A 21244-nucleotide genomic window follows, 5' to 3' on the forward strand; every position below is an offset into this window, starting at 1 on the left:
TATCTGCCGCCTGTGCCGCCCGGTACTGAAAAGGAAATCATGAAGCCTCTCGGCATCAAAGCAAAAGTCGCGCTGGCCACCAGCCTGACCTCGATCGCCATGATCGCGCTGGTCACCATGATCCAGGTGCAGCACATGCGCGACGACTTCACCCGAGTACTGCTGAGCCAGCAGTCATCCCTGATCAGCCGCACCGCTGCCGAGCTCGACGACAAGCTGGGCATGCTGCTGCAGATCGTCACCCTGACGGCCAGGCAGCAGCCGCCGGAACTGATGGCCCAGCCGGCCCAATTGCGCGAATACTATTCGCGCCGCTCGATGCTGGTGCTGTTCGACGACGTGCTGGTGCTCGATGCACATGGCGCCGTCGTGGCCGACATGCCGGAAGTGGCGGGGCGCGCCGGCATCAACGTTGCCGAGCGCGAGTATTTCCAGACCGTGCTGCGCACGCGCCAGCCCATGATCACCGAGCCGATGCTCGGCAAGTCGAGCGGCATGCCCATCGTGCAGATGGTCGCGCCCGTGCTGGCCGCCGATGGCCAGGTGGCCGGCGTGGTGATCGGCGTGCTGCGCCTGTACAAGGACAACCTGCTGGGACGCCTGCGCTCGGAAAAGATCGGCAAGAGCGGCTATTACTTCATCCTCACGCGCGGCGCCGTGCCGCGCTACGTGCTGCATCCCGATACCAGCCGCTTGCTGCAGCCGCGCCAGCCGAACGCCAACCTGACGACGACCCAGCTGCTGAAGGAAGATGGCGAAGGCAGCATGGTCAGCACGAACAGCCGCGGCATCACGGCCGTCAACAGCTTCAAGCGTTTGAAATCGGTGAACTGGCTGCTGGCTACCTCGCTGCCCGTCGCGGACGCCTTCGAACCGTTCGATGGCGTGCTGTACCGGCTGGTGCTGTGGAGCATCCTCGCTTCGCTGCTAGCCGCATTTGTTCTGGGCTGGGTCACCGTGCGCCTGCTGTCGCCGCTGGTGCGCCTACGCGACACCCTGCTGGCCCTGCGTACCAGCGGCAGCCGTTTCACCCCCGTGCCGGTGCAGCAGCGCGACGAGATCGGCGAACTGACGGAGGCGTTCAACGGCCTGATGAGCGAGCGCGACCGCCTGCAGCAGGAACTCGAATCGCGCGCGGCCGAACTGGAGCAGGAACGCGACCGGGCCGAGGCCGCCAACCGCGCGAAGAGCGATTTCGTGGCCAACATGAGCCATGAAATCCGCACGCCCCTCAATGCCGTGCTGGGCATGGTGTATTTGCTGGGCAATACCAAGCTCGATACGGAACAGCGCAAGTATCTGACCATGGTGCGCGTGGCGGGCCAGTCGCTGCTGGGCATCCTCAACGACGTGCTCGATTATTCGAAGATCGAGGCGCGCCGCATGGAACTGTCGCCCGTCGAATTCGACCTCGACGAAGTCATGAATACCCTGGCCACGACGATGACGATGAATGCGGGCGAAAAGGAACTGGAACTGGCCATCGCCGTCGAGCCCGACGTGCCGCGGCGCCTCGTGGGCGACGCCCAGCGCCTGCAGCAAATCCTCGTCAACCTGGCCGGCAACGCCATCAAGTTCACGGAGAACGGCGAAGTGGTGGTGGCCGTCAGCCTGGCCGAGAGCAGGAGCGAGAGCGGCCGCGCCTGGCTGCGCTTCGAAGTGCGCGACACGGGCATCGGCATGACGGAACTGCAGCAACAGCAGCTGTTTGCCGCGTTTTCGCAGGGCGACCAGAGCATCACGCGCCGCTTCGGCGGCACGGGCCTGGGCCTGGCCATCAGCAAGCAGCTGATCCACATGATGGGCGGCGACATCGCCGTCGCCAGCAGCGAAGGCAAGGGCAGCCGCTTCTGGTTCAGCGTGCCGTTCGAGATGCTGGCGCAGCCGGCCGAAACGCGGCGCACGCCGGCCCTGGGCCAGCTGCGCCTGCTGGTGGCCGACGATAACCGCACCACGCGCGAACTGATCGTCAAGCTGATCGAGGCATGGGGCTGGCTGGCCGACGAAGTCGATTCCGGCTTTGCCGCCATCGAACTGTACCGCGAGCGCCTGGCGCAGCAGCAACCGTACGACGTGGTGCTGGCCGACTGGCACATGCCCGTCATGGACGGCCTGGCCACGGCCAAGGCCATCCGCCAGGCGGCCAGCGGCCAGCGCCAGCCCATCGTGGTGATGGTCAACGCCTTCGCCCGCAACCACCTCGAGGAAATCTCCAGCGCGGCCGAGGCCGACGTCGTGCTGATGAAGCCGATCACGGGATCGAGCCTGTTCGATGCCCTGCATCAGGCCCTGATCACGAAGAACGACGGCGGCGAGCAGCGCATCCTGCACCAGCCGCTGGGCACGGAACTGGCCGGCGTGCATTTCCTGCTGGTGGAAGACAATCATTTGAACCAGGCCGTGGCGCGCGGCATCCTCGAACACATGGGCGCCACCCTCGACGTGGTGGGCGACGGCTTGCAAGCCGTGGAACGGCTGCGCACGGAAGCGCTGCGCTACGACATCGTGCTGATGGACATGCAGATGCCCGTCATGGACGGTTTCAGCGCCACCCACATCATCCGCACGGAACTGCGCCTGAGCCTGCCCGTGATCGCCATGACGGCCGGCGTGCTGGCGTCCGAGCGCGAGCGCTGCATGACGGCCGGCATCAGCGACTTCATCGCCAAGCCCGTCGTGGTGGAAGAGATGATGGAAGTCATCCTGCGCCACCTGCCCAAACGCCCGCAAGTGCAGACGGCCGAGCCCGTACGCGTCGCCGATGAAGAGGTGTTTTCCATGGCGCCGCTGATGCGCGTGATGGGACGCGACGCGAAGGGGCGCGGCGTGCTGCGGCGCATGGTCGAAGACGCGCTGAACAAGGGCATGACGCCCGTGCGCGACGCGGAAACGGCATTGCAGGCGGGCCGCCACAGCGACGTGGCGCGCATCCTGCACAGCGTGCGCGGCTCCGTGGGCACCCTGGGCACGAAACGCCTGATCCGCGCCGCGTTCGCCACCGAGGAAGCCATCGACGCGGGTCGCCTGGATGAAGTCCCAAGCCTGCTGGCGCGCACGGCGCAGGAGCTGGAACTGGCGCTGGCGGCGGCGGCGGATTGGTTGTCGCGGTTGAAGGATTAAAAGGGTAGGTCGGATTAGCGCTACGCGCGTAATCCGACAGGACGCGCCAACAATGTTGTCGGATTACGCTGCGCTAATCCGACCTACGCACTTATGCCGGTACACCGAGAATCACGCTCGACGCCTTGAACATCGCCGTCACGCTGCCGCCGATGGCGATCCCCAGGTCGGTGCAGCTCTGGTTGGTGATGATGGCGGCGATCGTGCCGCCGCGCGGCAAGTCCAGCACCACTTCCGTGTTGACGGCACCTGTCTGCACGCGCGTGACCGTGCCGGCCAGCTGGTTGCGGGCGGAAAAGCGTGCGCCTTCGCTGTCGGCCACGAGGATGATGGACGAAGCCTTGATCAGCGCAAACGCTTCCGCGCCCGGCACCAGGCCCAGGCTTGCGCTGCTGCCCTGCGTGACGATGGCAACGATGTGCTGGCCGCCCGGCAATTCCAGGGTGACTTCATCGTTGACGGCGCCCGGTTTCAGTTCAGCCACCTTGCCCAGGAATTGATTGCGTGCCGTGGTTTTCATGGCCATTCTCCGTATGAGTAAAAGATCGTCGGCGATGCCTTCGGCCTGGCTGCCCAGCTGGCGCAGGTAGCGGGCATGTTCGCGCTCGATGATGCGGAAATTGTCGACCAGTTGGCGTCCCCGTTGCGTGAGCCGCGTGCCGCCGCCGCCCTTGCCGCCCGTCAGGCGCTCGACCAGCGGCTCGCCGGCCAGGTTGTTCATCGCGTCGATGGCGTCCCAGGCCGCCTTGTAGCTCATCTTTACCAACTTGGCCGCCTGCGTGATGGAACCGCATTCGGCGATGGCGCCCAGCAATTCCACCCTGCCGGCGCCGCCCAGGTTTTCCCCGCCCACCGTCATCCATAGCGAGCCTTGCAAGCCGATTTTATCCAATGCGTTCACCCAATGCCATGTGGTCTTCCCTGTTATCGATCTGTCCGTCGCGCAAGTACAGCACGTGCTCGCCCAGGATGCGCGCATCTTCCGGATCGTGCGTGATCAGGATCATGGGCACGTCCAGACGCTGTTGCCACTGGCTCAGTTCCAGCCGCATTTTGACACGCAGGGCCGGATCGAGGGCGGCGAACGGCTCGTCGAGCAGCAGCGCGGACGGCTCGGCCACGAGCGCCCTCGCCAGCGCCACCCGTTGGCGCTGGCCTCCGGACAACTCGTCGGGGAACTGGTGCGCCAGTTCCTGCAAGTGGAAGGCGTCGAGCCAATGCTCGACCTTCTGTAATTTTTCGCGCGCGCGCGGATTGAACCAGCCGCGGCTCAGGCCAAAGCCCACGTTCTGGCGCACCGTCAGGTGCGGGAACAGCGCGTAATCCTGGAACAGGTAGGCGACATTGCGCTGCTGCGGCGGCAAATTGATGCCGGCGGCCGAGTCGAACAAGGTGCGCCCGTTCAGGCGGATATGGCCTTCGTTCGGCGTGAAGAGTCCGGCAATGGCTTTCAGGGTCATGCTCTTGCCGGCGCCGGACGGGCCATACATGGCGATGCGCTGGCTGCCGGACGTACATTGCACCTGCAGGTCGAAGCGGCGTTTGCCGGAGCGCAAGGTGGCGCGGATGTCGAGGTCGAGTTGCATGGGCGTCATCCTCAGCGTCCTTTGTGCGCGACGCGCCCGGGCGCCAGGCGGCCAGCCGACAGCAGCACCACGATGCAGACCACCGAGATGATCACGACCAGCGTATTGGCCACGTCGTCCTGGCCCGCCTGCACGGCTTCATACACGGCCACCGACAGGGTCTGTGTCTTGCCGGGAATGCTGCCGGCCACCATCAGGGTGGCGCCAAACTCGCCCAGCGCGCGCACGAATCCCAGCAGCACGCCGGCGAGGATGCCGCGCCAGGCCAGCGGTAACGTGACGCGAAAGAAAATCGCCATTTCCGAAATGCCCAGCACGCGGGCCGCCTGCTCGAGCTGGCCGTCGACGGCCTCGAAGGCGGCGCGCGCGGGCTTGAAGACGAGAGGGAAAGCGACCACGGTGGAAGCGATCACGGCACCCTGCCACGTAAAGATGAGGTTGATGCCGAAGTTGTCCTGCAGCCAGATACCCAGGGTGCCGCGCCGGCCCAGCAGCACCAGCAGGTAGTAGCCGAGCACGGTGGGCGGCATCACCATCGGCAGGGTCAACAGGGCGTCGAGCAATTCGCGCCCGGGAAAACGCGTGCGCGCCAGCAGATAGCCCGTGCCGATGCCGAGCAACAAGTTGAGCGCCGTGGCCCACGCCGCCACTTTGAGCGACAGGGCCAGCGCGGTCCAGGCGATATCCATGCGCGTTCGTTTGCTTTATGGCTTTTTAAAGCCGTACTTGGCCAGGATGGCTTGCGCCGGCGTCGTCTGCAAATAGCTGACGAAGCGCTTCGCTTCGGCGGCATTGCCGCTGCCCTTGATGGTGGCGATCGGATACAGCACGGGCGCGTCCAGCGGCACCTCCAGCACCACGTTCACCTTGTCTTTCATGATGGCCGCGTCGGTGGCGTAGACAAAGCCCGCATCGACTTCGCCGCGCGCCACGTAGTCGAGCGACTGGCGCACGTTCTGCGTGCCGATGGCTTTCGGTTGCACGGCGTCCCACAGCTTCGCCTTCTTCAGCGCGCCTTCGGAATAGCGGCCGACGGGCACGCTGGCTGGATTGGCGATGGCCACGCGGGTCACGCCCTTGTGCGTCAGGTCAGCCAGGCTCTTGATGCCCAGCTTGCTATCGTGCGGCACGATCAGCACCAGGCTGTTGCCGACGAAGTCCATGCGCTCGGCCGGCAAGACGAAGCCCTGCTTTTGCGCCGCATCCATGGTTTCCTGGTCGGCCGAGGCAAACACGTCCACGGGTGCGCCCTTGACGATCTGCTGCAGCAGCACGCCCGAAGCGGCGAAGTTCAGGGATACCTTGCTGCCCGGATACTGCGCCTCGTAGCTTTGCGCCGCCTCCTTGAATGCATTCGTCAGGCTGGCCGCGGCCGACACGACCACTTCACCGGCAAGGGCGGACGAGGCGGCGGTGGCGAAGAGGGCGGCGCCGAGCAGTGTGGCGAGGGAGGTGAGGCGCATGATCGTATCCTTGATGAGAAGAGAACCAGGTCCGTAATATACACCGATATATAGCGCTCTGCCATCGCACAGGTCAAGCCAGCGCAAGCTGCATTCCCTGATATACTGTATATAAACACAGTATATTGAGGTGAGCCATGGAATTGACGGACAAGCTGGAAATCCTGGCCGACGCGGCCAAGTACGATGCGTCCTGCGCCAGCAGCGGCGCGCCCAGGCGCGATTCCATCGGCAAGGATGGCTTTGGTGCCACCTCGGGCATGGGCATTTGCCACAGCTACACGCCGGACGGGCGCTGCGTCTCGCTGCTGAAAGTGCTGCTGACGAATTACTGCCTGTACGACTGCCAGTACTGCGTCAACCGCCGCACGTCGAACGTGCCGCGCGCGCGCTTTACCGTGGCCGAAGTGGTGAAACTGACGAGCGACTTTTACCTGCGCAACTACATCGACGGCCTGTTCCTCAGTTCCGGCATCATCCAGTCGGCCGACTACACGATGGAACAACTGGTGCAGGTGGCGCGCGAGTTGCGCGAGGTGCATCAGTTCCGCGGCTACATCCATTTGAAAACCATTCCGGACGCCGATACGGCCCTGATCGCGCAGGCGGGCCGCTATGCCGACCGGCTCAGCGTCAATATCGAACTGCCGACGCAGGACAGCGTGCAAAAGCTGGCGCCGGAAAAAAGCGTGCACACGATCAAGCTGGCGATGGGGTCGATACGCCGCAAGCTCGACGAGAAAGCGGAAGAACCGCGCGCGCCGCGTTTCGCGCCGGCCGGGCAAAGCACGCAGATGATCGTCGGCGCCGACGCCAGCGACGACCAGCAGATCCTCTCCACGGCCGAGACCCTGTACGGCAGTTATAAACTCAAGCGCGTGTACTACTCGGCCTTCAGCCCGATCCCCGACAGCCCGAAAAGCGTGCCGCTGGCGCCGCCGCCGATGTTGCGCGAACACAGGTTGTACCAGGCCGATTTCCTGCTGCGCAGCTATGGTTTCCAGGCCAGCGAACTGCTGCCCGCCACGGGCGGCAACCTGGCGCTCGATATCGACCCAAAACTGGCGTGGGCGCTGGCCCACCGCGAACATTTTCCGCTGGACTTGAACCGCGCGGCGCAGCACATGATCGCCCGCGTGCCCGGTATCGGCTTGCGCAATGCCCAGCGCATCGTCGACCTGCGAAGGCTGCGGCAGGTGCGCTACGCCGACCTGTCGCGCCTGCGCTGCAGCATGAAGAAAATCGCCCCCTTCATCATCACGGCCGACTACTTTCCCGCACGCGACACCACCGCCTCGGAACACCTGCGGCGTGCCATGGCGGAGGCACCGCAGCAAATGAATCTGTGGCCGGAGCTGCAAGCCGCATGAGTACGGTGGTGCGGCTGGCGCAGTCGTTCGACGAGTGGCGCGCTGCAGCAAGGGAACTGATCGCGCTTGGCGTGCCACCTGCCGACGTTGCCTGGCAGTCGCAAGGCGGTGAGGGCGACCTGTTTTCCGCCGCGCCGGATGCCACGGATACCAGTGCGCCACGGCTGCGGCTGCCTCGTCCCCTGGTGGAACTGCTGCAGGCGGCCGCCTGCTTCAACGTGCCTGACCGCTGGGCCTTTTTGTACCAGGTGCTGTGGCGCTGGCAGCTGGGCCAGCACGACGTGATGTCGCCGGCCGACGCGGACGGCGCGCGCCTGCACGCCATGGTCAAGGCCGTGCACCGCGAGGAGCACGACATGCATGCGTATGTGCGCTTTCGCGAGCGGCCAGAATGCGAGGGCGCGCCCCGTTTTGTCGCCTGGTTCGAACCCGTGCACGAGGTGCTGCCGCAGGTGGCGCGCCACTTTGCCCGCCGCATGGGAGCTACCAGCTGGATGATCGCCACGCCCGCCGCCAGCATGCTGTGGGATGGCACGACCTTGCACGCGGGCCCCGCACTGATGCAAGGCGCGGCCGACATCGACGATGCGGGCGAAGCGCTATGGCTGACCTACTACCGCAGCATCTTCAATCCCGCGCGCGTGAATGCGGATTTGCTGCACAGCCATATCCCCTCGCGTTTCTGGAAAAACCTGCCGGAAGGCGCCATCGTGCCCGCCATGCTCAGCGGCGCCGCCAACGGCGAACGCCGCACGGGCCAGACGGCCAGCGTGGGCCAGCGCAGCGGCGCGGCCATGATCCCGATTGCCGCCGAGCGCGCCCAGCCGGCGCGCGAGGTAGCGACAAGCCTGGACCAGTGCCGCCGCTGCGAACTGTGGAAAAGCGCCACGCAAGCCGTGCCCGGCATTGGCCCGGCACAGGCGCGCATCATGCTCGTGGGCGAGCAGCCGGGCGACCAGGAAGACCTGGCGGGACTGCCGTTTGTGGGCCCGGCCGGCGCGCTGCTCGAGCAAGCCATGCAGGAAGCGGGCATGGCGCGCGACAGCATCTATCTGACCAACGCCGTCAAGCATTTCAAATGGGAACCACGCGGCAAGCGCCGCCTGCACAAGACGCCCGCGCAACGCGAGATCCTCGCCTGTCATGGCTGGCTGGAAGAAGAGATTGAGCGCGTCCAGCCGCAGGTGATCGTGGCGCTGGGCAGCACGGCCTTGAAGTCCATCCTGCAGGATGGCGCGACGAGCATGACGCCGCTGATCGGCACGCCGGTCCAGCATGCGGGACGCTCGGTGGTGACCGTGTATCACCCGGCGTATGTGCTGCGCGCGCCGGATGAGTCCAGCCGGCGGCAGGCTTACGCGGTCATATTGGCGGGGCTGCGGCAGGCGCTGCGGCTAGAGCAGGATAGCCATCACAGCGTCGTGGCCGGCACATCCTGTCCCTCATCGCGCCGCGCATAACGCTGCGCGATCACGGCGCAGATCATCAGCTGAATCTGGTGAAACAGCATCAGCGGCAGGATCACCATGCCCAGCGAACGGGTGGAAAACAGCACCTTGGCCATCGGTACGCCGCTGGCCAGGCTTTTCTTCGAGGCGCAAAAGACGATGGCGATTTCGTCTTCCTTGTTGAAGCCCAGACGGCGGCTGACGAAGGTCGAGATGCCCAGCACCAGCGCCAGCAGCAAGGTGCTGATCAGGCCCAGGGCGACCAGGGTTTCCACGGAAATCGTATGCCACAGGCCTTCGCTGACGGCTTCGCTGAAGGCCGTGTAGACCACCAGCAAGATCGAACCCTGGTCGACGTATTTCAAGGTGGCTTTATGGCGGTCGACCCAGCGGCCGATCCAGCGGCGCAGGAATTGGCCGGCCAGGAAGGGCAGCAGCAGCTGCATGACGATGGACAGCACGGCATCGACCGACGACTTGCTTTCCGCGCCCTTGGCCACCAGCAAGCCCACGAGGATGGGGGCGAGGAAGATGCCGATGAAGTTCGAGGCCGAGGCGCTGCAGATGGCGGCTGGCACGTTGCCGCGCGCCATGGCCGTCATGGCGATCGAGGACTGCACGGTGGACGGCAACGCGCACAGGAACAAGATGCCCATGTAAAGGTCGGGCGTGAGGAAGGTCAGCGCCAGCGGGCGCAGGGCCAGGCCCAAGAGCGGAAACAGGACAAAGGTGCTGGCCAGCACCAGCAAGTGCAAACGCCAGTGCATGGCGCCGGCCACCACGGCTTCGCGCGACAGCTTGGCGCCGTGCAGGAAGAACAGGGCGCCGATGGCGACCGTGGTGATGTTGCCGAAGACCACGGCCGTCTGGCCCGTGCAGGGCAGGAAGGTGGCCAGCGCCACGGTGACAAGCAGGGCGATGGTGAAATTATCGGGTTTCAGATTGCGCAGCAGGGCAGCGGGAGAAAAAGAAGACATGCGGTAGCCTGGTAACGGCGCAGCCTTACACGCTGTGCCGGGGATGACAAACGGCGCCGGGAACGGCGCCAGTGCCAGCCATTCTACCTGCTTCCAGGCGGCTTGCCTGGAAGCAGCACGGCTCCCACTCGCTACCCGCCTTACACGATACCGCTGCTGCTGGCGCCTGCCTTCGGGGGGCGCGCCACGCCGCGCTGCTCCCGATAGCCGCTGCCGCGATAGCAGGCCACAGGGTCGATGGCGGCGCCCGAGCGCTGGCGTGCCATCGCCAGGATGGCGCTCACATCGGTGCGGAACGCCTGTTTCAGTGCTTGCGCCGAGGCGTGCACATCGTTGGCTTCCTGGTAGTGGCGCAGGGCGGCGCGGTCGACCAGCGCGGACTGGATGAAGGCGCGCTGCACCTCGACGGCACTGCTCATCAGGCTTTCGATGGGGTCCGTCACATTGTGCGACTGGTCCAGCATGTAGGCAGGGTTGAAGGCGGCGCCCTCGCGCGCGGCCGCATCGGCCAGCTCGTTGAACACGAGGAACAGCTGGAAAGGGTTGATGCTGCCCGAATCGAGGTCGTCGTCGCCGTACTTGCTGTCATTGAAATGGAAGCCGCCCAGTTTGCCGAACTGCGCCAGGCGCGCGACGATCATTTCGATGTTCGTGTTCGGCGCATGGTGGCCCAGGTCGACCAGGCATTTGGCCTTCGGTCCCAGCGCGCTGGCGCAGGCAAAGCTGGTGCCCCAGTCGGCGATCGTGGTGGCATAGAAGGCCGGCTCGAACAGCTTGTGCTCAATAAATAATTGCCAGTCGGCCGGCAGGGCGCCGTAGATGTCGCGCATGCTGTCGAGGTAGCGCTCGAGCGCGCCGCGCAGATTGTGCTGGCCCGGAAAATTCGCGCCATCGCCCACCCACACCGTCAGCGCCGTCGAGCCCAGCGCACGGCCCAGTTCGATGCATTCGATATTGTGCTCGACGGCCTGCGCGCGCACGGCCGCGCTGTGCGACGTCAGGCTGCCGTATTTGTACGACTGCGCCTGTCCGGCCTGGTCCTGGAAGGTATTCGAATTGACGGCGTCAAAGCCCAGGCCGTAAGCCTGGGCGGTCTCGCGCAGGGCGGCCGTGTCGCTGACCTTGTCCCATGGAAAATGCAGCGAGACGGCGGGCGTCGCTTGCGTCAGCTGGTTGATGACGGCGCAATCTTCGAGCTTTTCAAACACGTTGCGCGGTTCGCCCAGGCCGGGGAAACGGGCAAAGCGCGTGCCGCCCGTGCCGGTGCCCCAGCTGGGTACGGCCACGGCAAACGTCTGCGCCAGCGCCGTCAGTTTTTCAATGTCCTGGCCGCGGCGGGCAAGCACACCGGCCAGGGCCGCATAGTCGGCGTCCAGGTTCGCTTGCAGCTTGGCATTGTGGTCGGCCACCAGGCCGCTGTCGATCATGGTATGCATCTTGTCTCCTTGCGCGCAGCGGCGCCATGGCCGGCTGCGTCGTTTTTTTAGATTAACGTGTAAATGCGGCCGCGTTGCCCGCGTCGACATTGATGATATTGCCCGTGCTCTTGGCAGCCTTGTCGCTGGAAAGGAAATACACGGCTTCGGCAATATCTTCCGGCAGCACGCTACGCTTGAGCATGCTGCGCTGGCGATAGAATTCCTCGATGTCACCCGTCTCGATCTTGTTCGAGGCGGCCCGCTCTTCCTTCCACTTGCCATCCCAGATGCGCGAACCGCGAATGACGGCATCGGGGTTGACCACATTGACGCGGATGCCGTGCGGCGCCCCTTCGAGCGCGATGCAGCGGGCCAGATGGATTTCCGCCGCCTTGGCGGTGCAATAGGCCGAGGCGCCGGCCGATGCCACCAGACCGTTCTTGCTGGCGACAAACACCATGCTGCCACCGAGCTTCTGCTGCTGCATGATGCGGAAAGCGGCGCGGCTGACGAGAAAGTAGCCGGTCACCAGGATCGACTGGTTGCGTTCCCACATCTCCAGGGTCGTTTCTTCCAGCGGCGCCGAGGAAGCGATGCCGGCGTTCGACACCAGCAGGTCGATGCCGCCAAAGCGCAGCGCGGCCGCGTTCAGGATGGCCTCGACGTCGTTTTCGGCCGTGATGTTTGCGCGCACCGTGGCGATATTGTCGCGTCCCGCCACCTTCAGCAGGCTCTGCTCGGCCTCTTCCAGCGCGGCGCCGTCGATATCGGTGAGCATCACGCAAGCGCCTTCCTGCAGCAGCTGGCGCGCCACGGCCTGGCCGATGCCGCCGCCGCCGCCCGTCACCAGGGCGATGCGCCCGGCCAGGCTTTTGGGTTTGGGCATGCGCTGCAGCTTGGCTTCTTCCAGCAGCCAGTATTCGATGTCGAACGCTTCCTGTTCCGGCAAGCCCACATAGGTGTCGACGCCATTGGCGCCGCGCATCACATTGATGGCATTGACATAGAACTCGCCGGCGATGCGCGCCGTCGCCTTGTCCTTGGCGAACGACAGCATGCCCACGCCGGGGATCAGATAAATGATGGGGTTGGCGTCGCGCACGGCGGGGCTGTTGTCGTGCTTGCAGCGCGTGTAATAGGCGAGGTAGTCGGCGCGGTAGGCGGCCAGCGCCTCGTCCAGGCCGGCGACCAAACGGTCAAAATCAGGATAGGCCGGATCGAAGTCGATCACGAAGGGGCGGATCTTGGTGCGCAGGAAGTGGTCGGGGCACGAGGTACCGAGCGCGGCCAGCGGCAGCAGGTCGGCGCTGCAGACGAATTCGAGCACGTTGGCGCTGTCGTCGAAGTGGCCCAGCTTGTACTCGTCCTGGCTGATCTTGCCGCGCAGCACAGGCATCAAACGCTGCGCCAGGGCCGCGCGCTCGTGCGCCGGCAAGGGTGCGAATCTGGCGCCGCCGAACGCCGGCTGCGTCGTGTTGGCGGCCAGCCAGTCTTCCGCGCGCTTGATGATGGCCAAGGTGGTTTCGTAGCAGGACTTGGCCGTATCGCCCCACGTAAACAAGCCATGGCCTTCGAGGATGATGCCTTTCAAATGCGGCTGCGACTGCGACAGCGCTTCGAGTTTCAGGCCCAGGTCGTAGCCGGGACGCTGCCACGGCAGCCAGCCCAGTTCGCCTTCAAAAATCTTGTGTGTCAGTGCCTGGCTGTTGGCGCAGGCGGCAATGGCGATCACGGCGTCCGGGTGCATGTGGTCGACGTGCTTGCGCGCGATGTAGGCGTGCAGGGGCGTGTCGATGCTGGCCGCGCGCGGGTTCAAATTGAAGGTGCAATGGGGCAGGTAGGCAACCATTTCATCTTCCAGCGCCAGGCCACGGTAGCGGCCCTTCAGCGCGCGCAGCTTGTCCATGTACAGGGTGGAAAAGCCATCGAGCTTGATGCTGCCCAGGTCGCCGCCGGAGCCTTTCACCCACAGCACCTCGACCTCGTCGCCGGTCAGGTGATCCGTCATGCGGATCTTGGCCGAGGTATTGCCGCCGCCGAAATTGGTGATGCGCATGTCGGAACCGAGCAGGTTGGAACGGTACAGCAAAAGCTCCGGTTCGCTCAAGGTCGCGGCGTGCGCATCGTCCCATAGCGAGGCCATGGGCGCAGGTGGTGTGGTGTCCATCGTGGCGGTCATACAGTGTCTCCATTCTTGGTTATGCGTGCGGATCGCCATGGCCGCATCTGTGTGCGGGACGCCATGACGGCAGCACTCAGTAGAAGCCAGCGTGCCAATCATGTCAATCAACAAGCAATCAAAAACGTGAGGGAAACGCAAATAATCACCAGGTTGATTGGAACTCCGATCACGCATTTGCGCGCTATCCAAATAATCACGATGTTGATTGATTGATTGTTGACATGCACTGCTCAACTGCTTAGGCTGGCTCACCGATAAAGAAGTCGTCCCCGGGCAGCTGGTACGGGAGAGGACTCAAAAAGGAGACAACGTGGTTAATCACAAACGCCGCAAAGGCTTGCTGAAACTACTCGCCGAACATAGCGTGGCGAGCGTCGACCAATTGGTCGACTGGCTCAATTCCTCGCCGGCGACGGTGCGGCGCGATATCGCCTGGCTGGCCGAGCGCAATTTGCTGACCCGCACCCGCGGCGGCGCCGAGAGCCTGCCGCAAAAAAAACAGCGCACGTTTGCGTTGTCGGGCGAAACCTTTCAAAACAACCTGGACCGCTGCGCCGCGCAAAAGCGCGCCATCGCCCGCCACGCCTGCGGCCTGTGCGCCGATGGCGACACCATCATCATCAATGGCGGCACCACCACCTACCGCATGGTCGAGTTCCTGGTCGACAAGCGGCTGAAAATCCTCACCAATTCCTTCCTGATGGCCGAGCGCCTGCTGATGTCCAGCGAGAATGAAATCATCCTGCCCGGCGGCAAGGTGTATCGCGAGCAAAACGTCATCCTGAGTCCCTTCGACAACGACATCAGCCAGCATCATTACGCGGGAAAAATGTTCATGGGCGTATACGGCCTGTCGATGCTGGGCTTGATGGAAGCGGATCCCTTGCTGATCCAGGCCGAGAAACGCCTGATCAGCCAGGCCGAGGAGTTGATTGTCCTGGCTGACAGTTCCAAGTTTGCCAGGAAGGCAGGCCTGATCCTGTGCGGCCTGAACCGCGTGTCCTGCGTCATCACGGACACGGGCGCTTCGGACGCGGCCGTGCAGATGCTGGAGCAGTCGGGCGTCAAGGTACTGGCCGTCGCCCCCGAGGCGATGGCGGCGCCGCTGTCGCCGGCGGAGCAGGCGTGGCAAGAGCAATAGGCAATACCTAGTCAGTGACAAAAACAGAGGGCTGGAGACATGGTGTCTACCGCCCCGGCAGCAACAATAAAAAAGGAGACGCGGCATGAAATTGAAAAAAATGATGGTGACGGCATTGAGCATGTGCATGATCGGCTGCCTGGCCGCCAGTGCCCAGGCGGCGGAAAAAATCAAGATCGCCATGGTCGTCAAGAGCCTGGGCAACGGCTTCTTCGACGCCGCCCACGAAGGCGCGAACGAGGCGGCCAAGCAGCTGGGCGACGTGGAAGTCATTTACACGGGGCCCACCACGGCGACGGCGGAAGGGCAGATCGAAATCATCAGCTCGCTGATCAGCCAGAAGGTCAGCGCCATCGTCATTTCCGCCAACGACGCCAATGCGCTCGTGCCGATCACCAAGAAAGCCATGCAGCGAGGCATCAAGGTCATTTCCTTCGACAGCGGCCTGGCCAAGGAGGGGCGTTTGATGCAGCTGAACCCGTCCAGCCCGGCCCTGATCGGCCAGAAACAGATTGAAATGGCGGCCGACGCCATCGGCGGCACGGGCGAGATCGCCATCCTGTCGGCCACGGCGCAGGCGACGAATCAGAACATCTGGATCGGCGAAATGAAAAAAACGCTGGCCCAGCCTGCGTACGCCAAGATCAAGCTGGTGGCCACCGTGTATGGCGACGACCAGTCCGACAAGAGCTACCGCGAAGCGATCGGCCTGCTGCGCAGCAACCCGAACCTGAAAGCCATCATCGCGCCAACCACCGTGGGCATCAATGCGGCCGGCAAGGCCGTGGTCGACGAGAAACTCGTGGGCAAGGTGTATGTGACGGGCCTGGGCTTACCGTCGGAAATGGCCGGCCACGTGAAGAGCGGCGCCGTGAAAAGCTTTGCCATCTGGAACCCGATCGACCTCGGCTACGCCGCCACGTATGCCGCCCATCAATTCGTCACCGGCAAGGCCAGCGGCAAGCCGGGCGAAAGCATCGCCGTCGGCCGCATGGGCAAGCTGACACTCGATGCGGGCGGCGAAGCGGCGCTGGCGCCGCCGTTCACCTACAACAAGGATAACGTCGACAAGTTCTCGAAGATATTCTGATTTGTTTGTGTACCGACGGCCGTGGGTCGGATCAGGCGCGAAGCGCCGTAATCCGATATCACCGGTAAAGCCAACAATGTTGTCGGGTTACGCGCTGGCGCGCTAACCCGACGTGCGAATATCTCTCAAGTGTGAATGGCTATGTCACAGAATCCCCCTATTGCGCAGAACGCGGCGCCGGTGTTGCGCCTGCATGGCATCTGCAAGCACTTCCATGGCGTCACCGCGCTGAAAGACGTGGCGCTGACGGTACGCGCCGGTGAAGTCATGGCGCTGATCGGTGAAAACGGCGCCGGCAAGTCGACCCTGGTCAAGACGTTGACGGGCATTTATCAACCGGATGCGGGCAGCATGGAACTGGGCGGCAAGGCTGTGCTGTTTTCCAATCCGCAAGATGCGATGGATGCCGGCATTACCGCCGTGCACCAGGAAACCATGATGTTCGACGAACTGACGGTGGCCGAAAACATCTATATCGGGCGCCAGCCGCAAACGGGTTTCCCGCCGCGCATAGACTGGCCACGCATGGCGGCCGAGGCCGAGCAGATCTTCGCGCGCCTGGAAGTGCAGTTACCCGTATTGGCCAAGGTCAAGGAATTGAGCGTGGCGCAACGCCACTTCGTGGAAATCGCGCGCGCCCTGTCGCAAGAGGCGCGCGTGGTGATCATGGACGAGCCCACCGCCTCGCTGTCGCAGCGCGAAATCCATGAGCTGTACCGCATCATCGCCCAGCTGCGCGCGGCGGGCACGGCGGTGATTTTCATTTCGCACAAATTCGATGAAATCTTTACCGTCGCCGACACCTATACAGTGCTGCGCGACGGCCATTTCGTCGCCGCCGGCGCAATGGCCGACATCAGCGAACCGCAGCTCGTGTCGCTGATGGTCGGGCGCACCATTCAGCAAGTGTTTCCCAAGGTCGACGTCCCCCTGGGACCAACCTTGCTGGAAGTGTCGCAACTGTGCCATGCGACGGAATTTCACGGCGTCAGTTTCTCCGTGCGGCAAGGCGAGATCGTCGGCTTCTACGGCCTGGTCGGCGCGGGCCGTTCGGAAGTGATGCAAGCGCTGTTCGGCTTGACCGAGGGCGTGCGGGGCACGATCACCATCGCCGGCGAGGAAGTGCGCATCGGCTGCGCCAGCGACGCCATCCGGCACGGCATCGCGTATGTGCCCGAAGACCGCCAGCATCAGGGCGCGCACCTGTCGATGTCCATCGTGCAAAACATCACCTTGCCGATTCTGGACAGCATCGGCTTTTTCCTGCGGCCACGGCGCGCGCAGGAGACGGCCATCGCGCGCCACCTGAGCGAGCAGCTCGAATTGAAGGCCAGCCACTTTACGCAGATGGTGTCGGAACTGTCGGGCGGCAATCAGCAAAAAGTCGTGCTGGCCAAATGGCTGGCCACCAGGCCCCGCGTGATCATTCTCGATGAACCCACGAAGGGCATCGATATCGGTTCCAAGGCGGCCGTGCACCGCTTCATCAGCGAGCTCGTCACGCAAGGCCTGTCCGTGATCCTCGTGTCGTCCGAGCTGCCGGAAGTGCTGGGCATGGCGGACCGCATCGTGGTCATGCACCAGGGCCATATCCACCGCGTCTTTCCGCGCGCCCAGGCGACCCCGGAAAACGTCGTCGCCGCCGCTTCCGGCAGCGGCCATCCGATCGAGGAATTGACATGCGCTATCTGAAGCAACGTGAAATCCAGCTGGCACTGCTGATCGTGCTGCTGGTGCTGCTGGTGGGCCTGCGCTCGCCCGTTTTCCTGACCCCGGGCAGCCTGGCCAACCTGCTCACCGACAGCACCTTGCTGATCATGCTGGCGCTGACGCAGATGTTCGTCATCATTACGCGCGGCATCGACCTGTCGGTGGCATCCAATTTGGCGCTGTCGGGCATGCTGTCGGCCTTGCTGGCCGTGCAGTATCCGCACTTGCCGCTGCCGCTGGTGGTGCTGGCGGCGCTGGGCATCGGCCTGCTGCTGGGCCTGATCAACGGTTACCTGATCGGCTACCTGGACCTGCCGCCCATCGTCGTGACCCTGGGCACCATGAGCGTGTACCGGGGCCTGGTATTCGTGCTGTCGGGCGGCGCCTGGGTATCGTCGCACCAGATGCCGGCCGCCTTCATCGACTTTCCGCTGGCGCGCCTGCTGGGCGTGACGCACCTCGTGTGGATCGCGCTGGCGGCCATCCTGGCAACCTGTTTCCTGGCCCGCTACACGCGCTTCGGCCGCGACCTGTATGCGATCGGCAACCAGCCGCAGGCGGCCCGCTATGTTGGTATCGCCACGGCGCGCCGGCTGCTGTGGACGTATGGCCTGTCGGGCCTGATGGCCGGCCTGTGCGGTTACCTGTGGGTGGCCCGCTACGCCGTGGCGTATTCGGAAATCGCATATGGCTTTGAATTTACCGTGATCGCCGCCTGCGTGATCGGCGGCATCAGCATCGCCGGCGGCGCCGGCACGGTGGGTGGCGCAGTGCTCGGCTCGCTGTTCCTGGCCGTCATCAACAATGCCTTGCCCATCGTCAAGGTCTCGCCCTTCTGGCAAAGCGCGCTGACAGGGATCGTGATCCTCACGGCCGTGCTGCTCAATGCGCACGGCACCAGGAACATGGGCCGCCAGATCTTGCCGCTCACGCTGCAAGCCCCCTCGACCCGCAGGAGCGCCGCATGAACGCCACTTCACAGACCTTGCACAGCGAAGCGCCGGACAGCGTACCCGTGCGTTCGCGCTACACCATCCTCGACCGCAAGGCGCACCGTCTCGGCCAGTATTTTGCCCATTGGGAAGCGTTATTGGCGCTGCTGCTGATCGCCGTGTTTGCGGCAAACAGCGTGCTGCTGCCGAATTTCCTCGACGCCTACAATCTGGCCGACAGCACCTTCAATTTCAGCGAGAAGGCCCTGATCGCGCTGCCGATGGCCTTGCTGATCATTTGCCGCGAGATCGACATTTCCGTCTCCGGCATCCTGGCGCTGTCCTCGGTGGCGATGGGGTTTGCGCATCACCACGGCGTGCCGCCGCAAGGCTTGCTGTTCGTCGCGCTGGCCATGGGCGCCCTCTGCGGCTGCCTGAACGGCGTGCTCGTAACGCGCTTCGCCCTGCCGTCGATCGTCGTGACGATCGGCACCGTGGCCCTGTTCCGCGGCCTGGCCAGCGTGATCCTGGGCGACCAGGCCTACACCGGCTATCCGCCACTGCTGATCGACTGGGGGCAAGGCTATTTCTTCGACATCGTGCCGCGCCCCTTCGTCATCTTGCTGGTGTTTTGCGCGCTGTTTGCCGTGCTGCTGCATGCGACCAGCTGGGGCCGGCGCATCTTTGCCATCGGCTGCAATCCGGGCGCGGCGCGCTTTTCGGGCGTGGCCGTGGACCGCTACCGCTTCGCCCTGTTCGTGGCCACCGGCGCCATGGCGGGCCTGGCCGCCTGGCTGCTGACGGGACGCATCGGCAGCACGCGCCCGAACATCGCCATGGGCTGGGAACTCGAAGTGATCACCATGGTCATCCTGGGCGGCGTGAGCATCGCCGGCGGCAAGGGCAGCATCGGCGGCGTGCTGCTGGCCGTGCTGCTGCTGGGCATGGTGACGTATGGCCTGGCGCTGCTCAATATTCCTGGCGTCATCATGACGATTGTCGTCGGCATCTTGCTCTTGATCACAATTGCACTGCCGCGCCTGCTGAACCGCAAACACACACGAAAATAAACCATGCAACAGATCGCTTTCAAGATGCAGTTGAAACCCGGCCATGCCGCCGAATACCAGCGCCGCCACGACGCCATCTGGCCCGAGCTGGCCAGCCTGCTGCAGGAGTCGGGCGTGCGCGACTACAGCATCTTTCTCGATGAGGAGACGGGCGCGCTGTTCGCCGTGCTGCGCCGGGTGGAAGGCCACACGATGGAAGCGCTGCCGCAGCATCCCGTGATGCGCCACTGGTGGGCACATATGGCCGATCTGATGGAAACGCAAGCCGATGCGTCGCCCGTCGCCGTGCCTTTAACCCCCATGTTTCACCTCGCATAAGGACGGCCGTGACCATCGACGCCACCGTAGTACTCGATATCGGCAAGACGAATGCCAAGCTGACCCTGCTCGACGCCGCCGGCGCCATCCTGGCCGAAGAGCGCCGCCCGAACCGCATCGTGCACGCAGGACCGTATCCGCACCACGATACGGAAGGGCTGTGGGACTGGCTGCAAACGGGCCTGGCCGCCTTCGCGCGCCTGGCGCACGTCACCGCCATCGTGCCCGTCACGCACGGTGCCACGGCGGCGCTGGTCGACGATGCCGGCCTGGTGCTGCCCATCCTCGACTATGAATCGACCTTGCCGCAATCGCTGGCGGCCGAGTATGCCAGCTTGCGGCCCGCGTTCGGCGACAGCCTGTCGCCGCAATTGCCCTGCGGCCTGAACCTGGGCTTGCAACTGTTCTGGCTCGCCAGAACCTACCCGCAGGAATTTGCCCGCGCGCGCCATATCCTGACCTATCCGCAATACTGGGCCTGGCGGCTATCGGGCGTGGCCGCCAGCGAAGTGACTTCGCTCGGTTGCCATACGGATTTATGGCAGCCGCAGCAAGGGGCCTATTCGTCACTGGTGGAGACCATGGATTGGACGCCATTATTTGCGCCGTTGCAATCGGCATGGACGGCGCTGGGACCCGTTCTGCCGCAGTGGCGCGAGAGCAATGGCTTGCTGCCCGATTGCCAGGTGCTGTGCGGCATCCATGACAGCAATGCTTCTTTGCTGCGCTATCTCGATGCGCAAGAGCAAGCCCAGCCGCGCACGGTCTTGTCGACTGGCACCTGGGCCATTGCCGCCGCCTTGGGCGCGCCCCTCGGCCGGCTCGATGAAACGGCCGACATGCTGGCCAACGTGCATGCGCTGGGCCAACCCGTGGCCTGCATGCGCTTCATGGGCGGGCGCGAATTTGCCGTGCTGGCGGGAGCCTCGCCGCAGGTCTGCGGCGTGGACGATATCGCCCGCCTGGTCAAGCAGGGTACGCTGGCGCTGCCCTGTTTTGCCGTCTCCGGCGGCCCCTTCGTCGGGCAGGCGGGGCGCATCGCCGGACCGGCACCACGTACGGCCCAGGAACGCTATGCGCTGGCCACCCTGTATTGCGCGCTGATGAGCGATTATTGCCTCGATGCCCTCGATGCTCAAGGGACCGTGACGGTGGAAGGCAGTTTCACGGACAACCCGCATTTCGCCGCCCTGCTGGCGGCCTTGCGGCCAGGGCAGCAAGTGAGCGTGTCGCAAGACGCCAGCGGCACGACGTGCGGCGGCTGGATGCTGCACCGCTGGGGCGAGGTGCCGGCGATGGAGGCGACGCTGGAGCCCATGATGGAAGTGGATGGTTTCACCGCGTACCGTGCGCAATGGAGGGCGATTTGCAGGCCGGATTAGGTCCGCAGGATCGTCATCCGACAAACATCACCAGCGC

17 protein-coding genes are annotated in these 21244 nt (G+C 64.4%); 10 read left to right on the forward strand and 7 right to left on the reverse strand.

Annotated features, from left to right (window positions below; genetic code table 11):
• Window positions 1–39: 39 nt before the first annotated feature.
• The gene (locus tag V3C40_RS17825; RefSeq protein WP_331778145.1) at window positions 40–3120 is read left to right on the forward strand and encodes a response regulator; all 3081 of its coding nucleotides are present in this window, start codon (window positions 40–42) and stop codon (window positions 3118–3120) included.
• A gap of 91 nt (window positions 3121–3211) precedes the next feature.
• On the opposite strand, the gene V3C40_RS17830 is transcribed toward V3C40_RS17825, so the two are convergent.
• Genes V3C40_RS17830 through modA form a run of 4 tightly spaced genes read right to left on the reverse strand, consistent with a single transcriptional unit; the run spans window position 3212 to window position 6169 of the window.
• On the reverse strand, window positions 3212–3979 hold the full coding sequence (locus tag V3C40_RS17830) for a TOBE domain-containing protein (protein ID WP_442907303.1): 768 nt from the start codon (window positions 3977–3979) through the stop codon (window positions 3212–3214).
• A 25-nt stretch (window positions 3980–4004) separates the two neighbouring features.
• A complete protein-coding gene (locus V3C40_RS17835) occupies window positions 4005–4706 on the reverse strand; it encodes a sulfate/molybdate ABC transporter ATP-binding protein (RefSeq protein ID WP_219328634.1) in 702 nt (233 codons plus the stop codon).
• Window positions 4707–4717: 11 nt separating this feature from the next.
• Window positions 4718–5395 carry a molybdate ABC transporter permease subunit gene (gene modB, locus V3C40_RS17840; RefSeq protein ID WP_034752530.1) on the reverse strand — a complete coding sequence of 226 codons (678 nt, stop codon included), beginning with the start codon at window positions 5393–5395 and terminating at the stop codon, window positions 4718–4720.
• A 15-nt stretch (window positions 5396–5410) separates the two neighbouring features.
• The gene (gene modA / locus V3C40_RS17845; RefSeq protein WP_331778147.1) at window positions 5411–6169 is read right to left on the reverse strand and encodes a molybdate ABC transporter substrate-binding protein; all 759 of its coding nucleotides are present in this window, start codon (window positions 6167–6169) and stop codon (window positions 5411–5413) included.
• 137 nt (window positions 6170–6306) lie between these two features.
• On the opposite strand from modA, the gene V3C40_RS17850 reads away from it, so the two are divergent.
• Together V3C40_RS17850 and V3C40_RS17855 are read left to right on the forward strand one after the other, a co-directional pair.
• Window positions 6307–7539, forward strand: a complete 1233-nt coding sequence (locus V3C40_RS17850) for a putative DNA modification/repair radical SAM protein (RefSeq protein ID WP_331778148.1) — start codon at window positions 6307–6309, stop codon at window positions 7537–7539.
• The gene (locus tag V3C40_RS17855) at window positions 7536–8999 is read left to right on the forward strand and encodes a UdgX family uracil-DNA binding protein (protein WP_331778149.1); all 1464 of its coding nucleotides are present in this window, start codon (window positions 7536–7538) and stop codon (window positions 8997–8999) included. The genes V3C40_RS17850 and V3C40_RS17855 overlap by 4 nt, the downstream gene beginning before the upstream one ends.
• On the opposite strand, the gene V3C40_RS17860 is transcribed toward V3C40_RS17855, so the two are convergent.
• From V3C40_RS17860 to V3C40_RS17870, 3 genes are all read right to left on the reverse strand, one after another.
• The gene (locus tag V3C40_RS17860; RefSeq protein WP_051991317.1) at window positions 8951–9964 is read right to left on the reverse strand and encodes a bile acid:sodium symporter family protein; all 1014 of its coding nucleotides are present in this window, start codon (window positions 9962–9964) and stop codon (window positions 8951–8953) included. The two genes, V3C40_RS17855 and V3C40_RS17860, sit on opposite strands and share 49 nt — an antisense overlap.
• Window positions 9965–10104: 140 nt before the next feature.
• Window positions 10105–11400, reverse strand: a complete 1296-nt coding sequence (rhaI, locus tag V3C40_RS17865) for an L-rhamnose catabolism isomerase (protein WP_331778150.1) — start codon at window positions 11398–11400, stop codon at window positions 10105–10107.
• 52 nt (window positions 11401–11452) lie between these two features.
• Entirely contained in the window at window positions 11453–13561 is a 2109-nt protein-coding gene (locus V3C40_RS17870) for a bifunctional rhamnulose-1-phosphate aldolase/short-chain dehydrogenase (protein WP_331778151.1), read from the reverse strand.
• Between the two features lie 313 nt (window positions 13562–13874).
• Here V3C40_RS17870 and V3C40_RS17875 point away from each other — a divergent pair, with 313 nt between their 5' ends.
• The 7 genes from V3C40_RS17875 (at window position 13875) to V3C40_RS17905 (ending at window position 21207) form a co-directional block, all read left to right on the forward strand.
• Window positions 13875–14705, forward strand: a complete 831-nt coding sequence (locus V3C40_RS17875; protein ID WP_219328629.1) for a DeoR/GlpR family DNA-binding transcription regulator — start codon at window positions 13875–13877, stop codon at window positions 14703–14705.
• An 85-nt stretch (window positions 14706–14790) separates the two neighbouring features.
• Window positions 14791–15795, forward strand: a complete 1005-nt coding sequence (rhaS, locus tag V3C40_RS17880) for a rhamnose ABC transporter substrate-binding protein (RefSeq protein WP_331778152.1) — start codon at window positions 14791–14793, stop codon at window positions 15793–15795.
• A gap of 141 nt (window positions 15796–15936) precedes the next feature.
• Window positions 15937–17487: a sugar ABC transporter ATP-binding protein gene (locus tag V3C40_RS17885; RefSeq protein ID WP_331778153.1), complete on the forward strand. Its 1551-nt coding sequence runs from the start codon at window positions 15937–15939 to the stop codon at window positions 17485–17487.
• Window positions 17475–18473, forward strand: a complete 999-nt coding sequence (locus V3C40_RS17890; protein WP_331778154.1) for an ABC transporter permease — start codon at window positions 17475–17477, stop codon at window positions 18471–18473. The genes V3C40_RS17885 and V3C40_RS17890 overlap by 13 nt, the downstream gene beginning before the upstream one ends.
• Window positions 18470–19507: an ABC transporter permease gene (locus tag V3C40_RS17895; RefSeq protein WP_139092106.1), complete on the forward strand. Its 1038-nt coding sequence runs from the start codon at window positions 18470–18472 to the stop codon at window positions 19505–19507. The genes V3C40_RS17890 and V3C40_RS17895 overlap by 4 nt, the downstream gene beginning before the upstream one ends.
• A 3-nt stretch (window positions 19508–19510) precedes the next feature.
• Window positions 19511–19825 carry an L-rhamnose mutarotase gene (rhaM, locus tag V3C40_RS17900; RefSeq protein WP_331778155.1) on the forward strand — a complete coding sequence of 105 codons (315 nt, stop codon included), beginning with the start codon at window positions 19511–19513 and terminating at the stop codon, window positions 19823–19825.
• Window positions 19826–19833: 8 nt separating this feature from the next.
• Window positions 19834–21207, forward strand: a complete 1374-nt coding sequence (locus V3C40_RS17905) for an FGGY-family carbohydrate kinase (protein WP_331778156.1) — start codon at window positions 19834–19836, stop codon at window positions 21205–21207.
• The last annotated feature ends 37 nt before the right edge of the window (window positions 21208–21244 follow it).

This window comes from Janthinobacterium sp. LS2A (assembly GCF_036543145.1).
GTDB lineage: Bacteria > Pseudomonadota > Gammaproteobacteria > Burkholderiales > Burkholderiaceae_D > Janthinobacterium > Janthinobacterium aestuarii.

Excerpts from the sequence above, each read along its gene's own strand:
- rhaS (WP_331778152.1), top strand. The coding sequence starts at position 14,791 with ATGAAATTGAAAAAAATGATGGTGACGGCATTGAGCATGTGCATGATC.
- V3C40_RS17825 (WP_331778145.1), top strand. The coding sequence starts at position 40 with ATGAAGCCTCTCGGCATCAAAGCAAAAGTCGCGCTGGCCACCAGCCTG.
- modB (WP_034752530.1), bottom strand. The coding sequence starts at position 5,395 with ATGGATATCGCCTGGACCGCGCTGGCCCTGTCGCTCAAAGTGGCGGCG.
- V3C40_RS17835 (WP_219328634.1), bottom strand. The coding sequence starts at position 4,706 with ATGCAACTCGACCTCGACATCCGCGCCACCTTGCGCTCCGGCAAACGC.
- rhaI (WP_331778150.1), bottom strand. The coding sequence starts at position 11,400 with ATGCATACCATGATCGACAGCGGCCTGGTGGCCGACCACAATGCCAAG.
- V3C40_RS17890 (WP_331778154.1), top strand. The coding sequence starts at position 17,475 with ATGCGCTATCTGAAGCAACGTGAAATCCAGCTGGCACTGCTGATCGTG.
- V3C40_RS17885 (WP_331778153.1), top strand. The coding sequence starts at position 15,937 with ATGTCACAGAATCCCCCTATTGCGCAGAACGCGGCGCCGGTGTTGCGC.
- V3C40_RS17830 (WP_442907303.1), bottom strand. The coding sequence starts at position 3,979 with ATGACGGTGGGCGGGGAAAACCTGGGCGGCGCCGGCAGGGTGGAATTG.
- V3C40_RS17855 (WP_331778149.1), top strand. The coding sequence starts at position 7,536 with ATGAGTACGGTGGTGCGGCTGGCGCAGTCGTTCGACGAGTGGCGCGCT.
- V3C40_RS17850 (WP_331778148.1), top strand. The coding sequence starts at position 6,307 with ATGGAATTGACGGACAAGCTGGAAATCCTGGCCGACGCGGCCAAGTAC.
- V3C40_RS17860 (WP_051991317.1), bottom strand. The coding sequence starts at position 9,964 with ATGTCTTCTTTTTCTCCCGCTGCCCTGCTGCGCAATCTGAAACCCGAT.
- V3C40_RS17870 (WP_331778151.1), bottom strand. The coding sequence starts at position 13,561 with ATGACCGCCACGATGGACACCACACCACCTGCGCCCATGGCCTCGCTA.
- V3C40_RS17895 (WP_139092106.1), top strand. The coding sequence starts at position 18,470 with ATGAACGCCACTTCACAGACCTTGCACAGCGAAGCGCCGGACAGCGTA.
- modA (WP_331778147.1), bottom strand. The coding sequence starts at position 6,169 with ATGCGCCTCACCTCCCTCGCCACACTGCTCGGCGCCGCCCTCTTCGCC.
- rhaM (WP_331778155.1), top strand. The coding sequence starts at position 19,511 with ATGCAACAGATCGCTTTCAAGATGCAGTTGAAACCCGGCCATGCCGCC.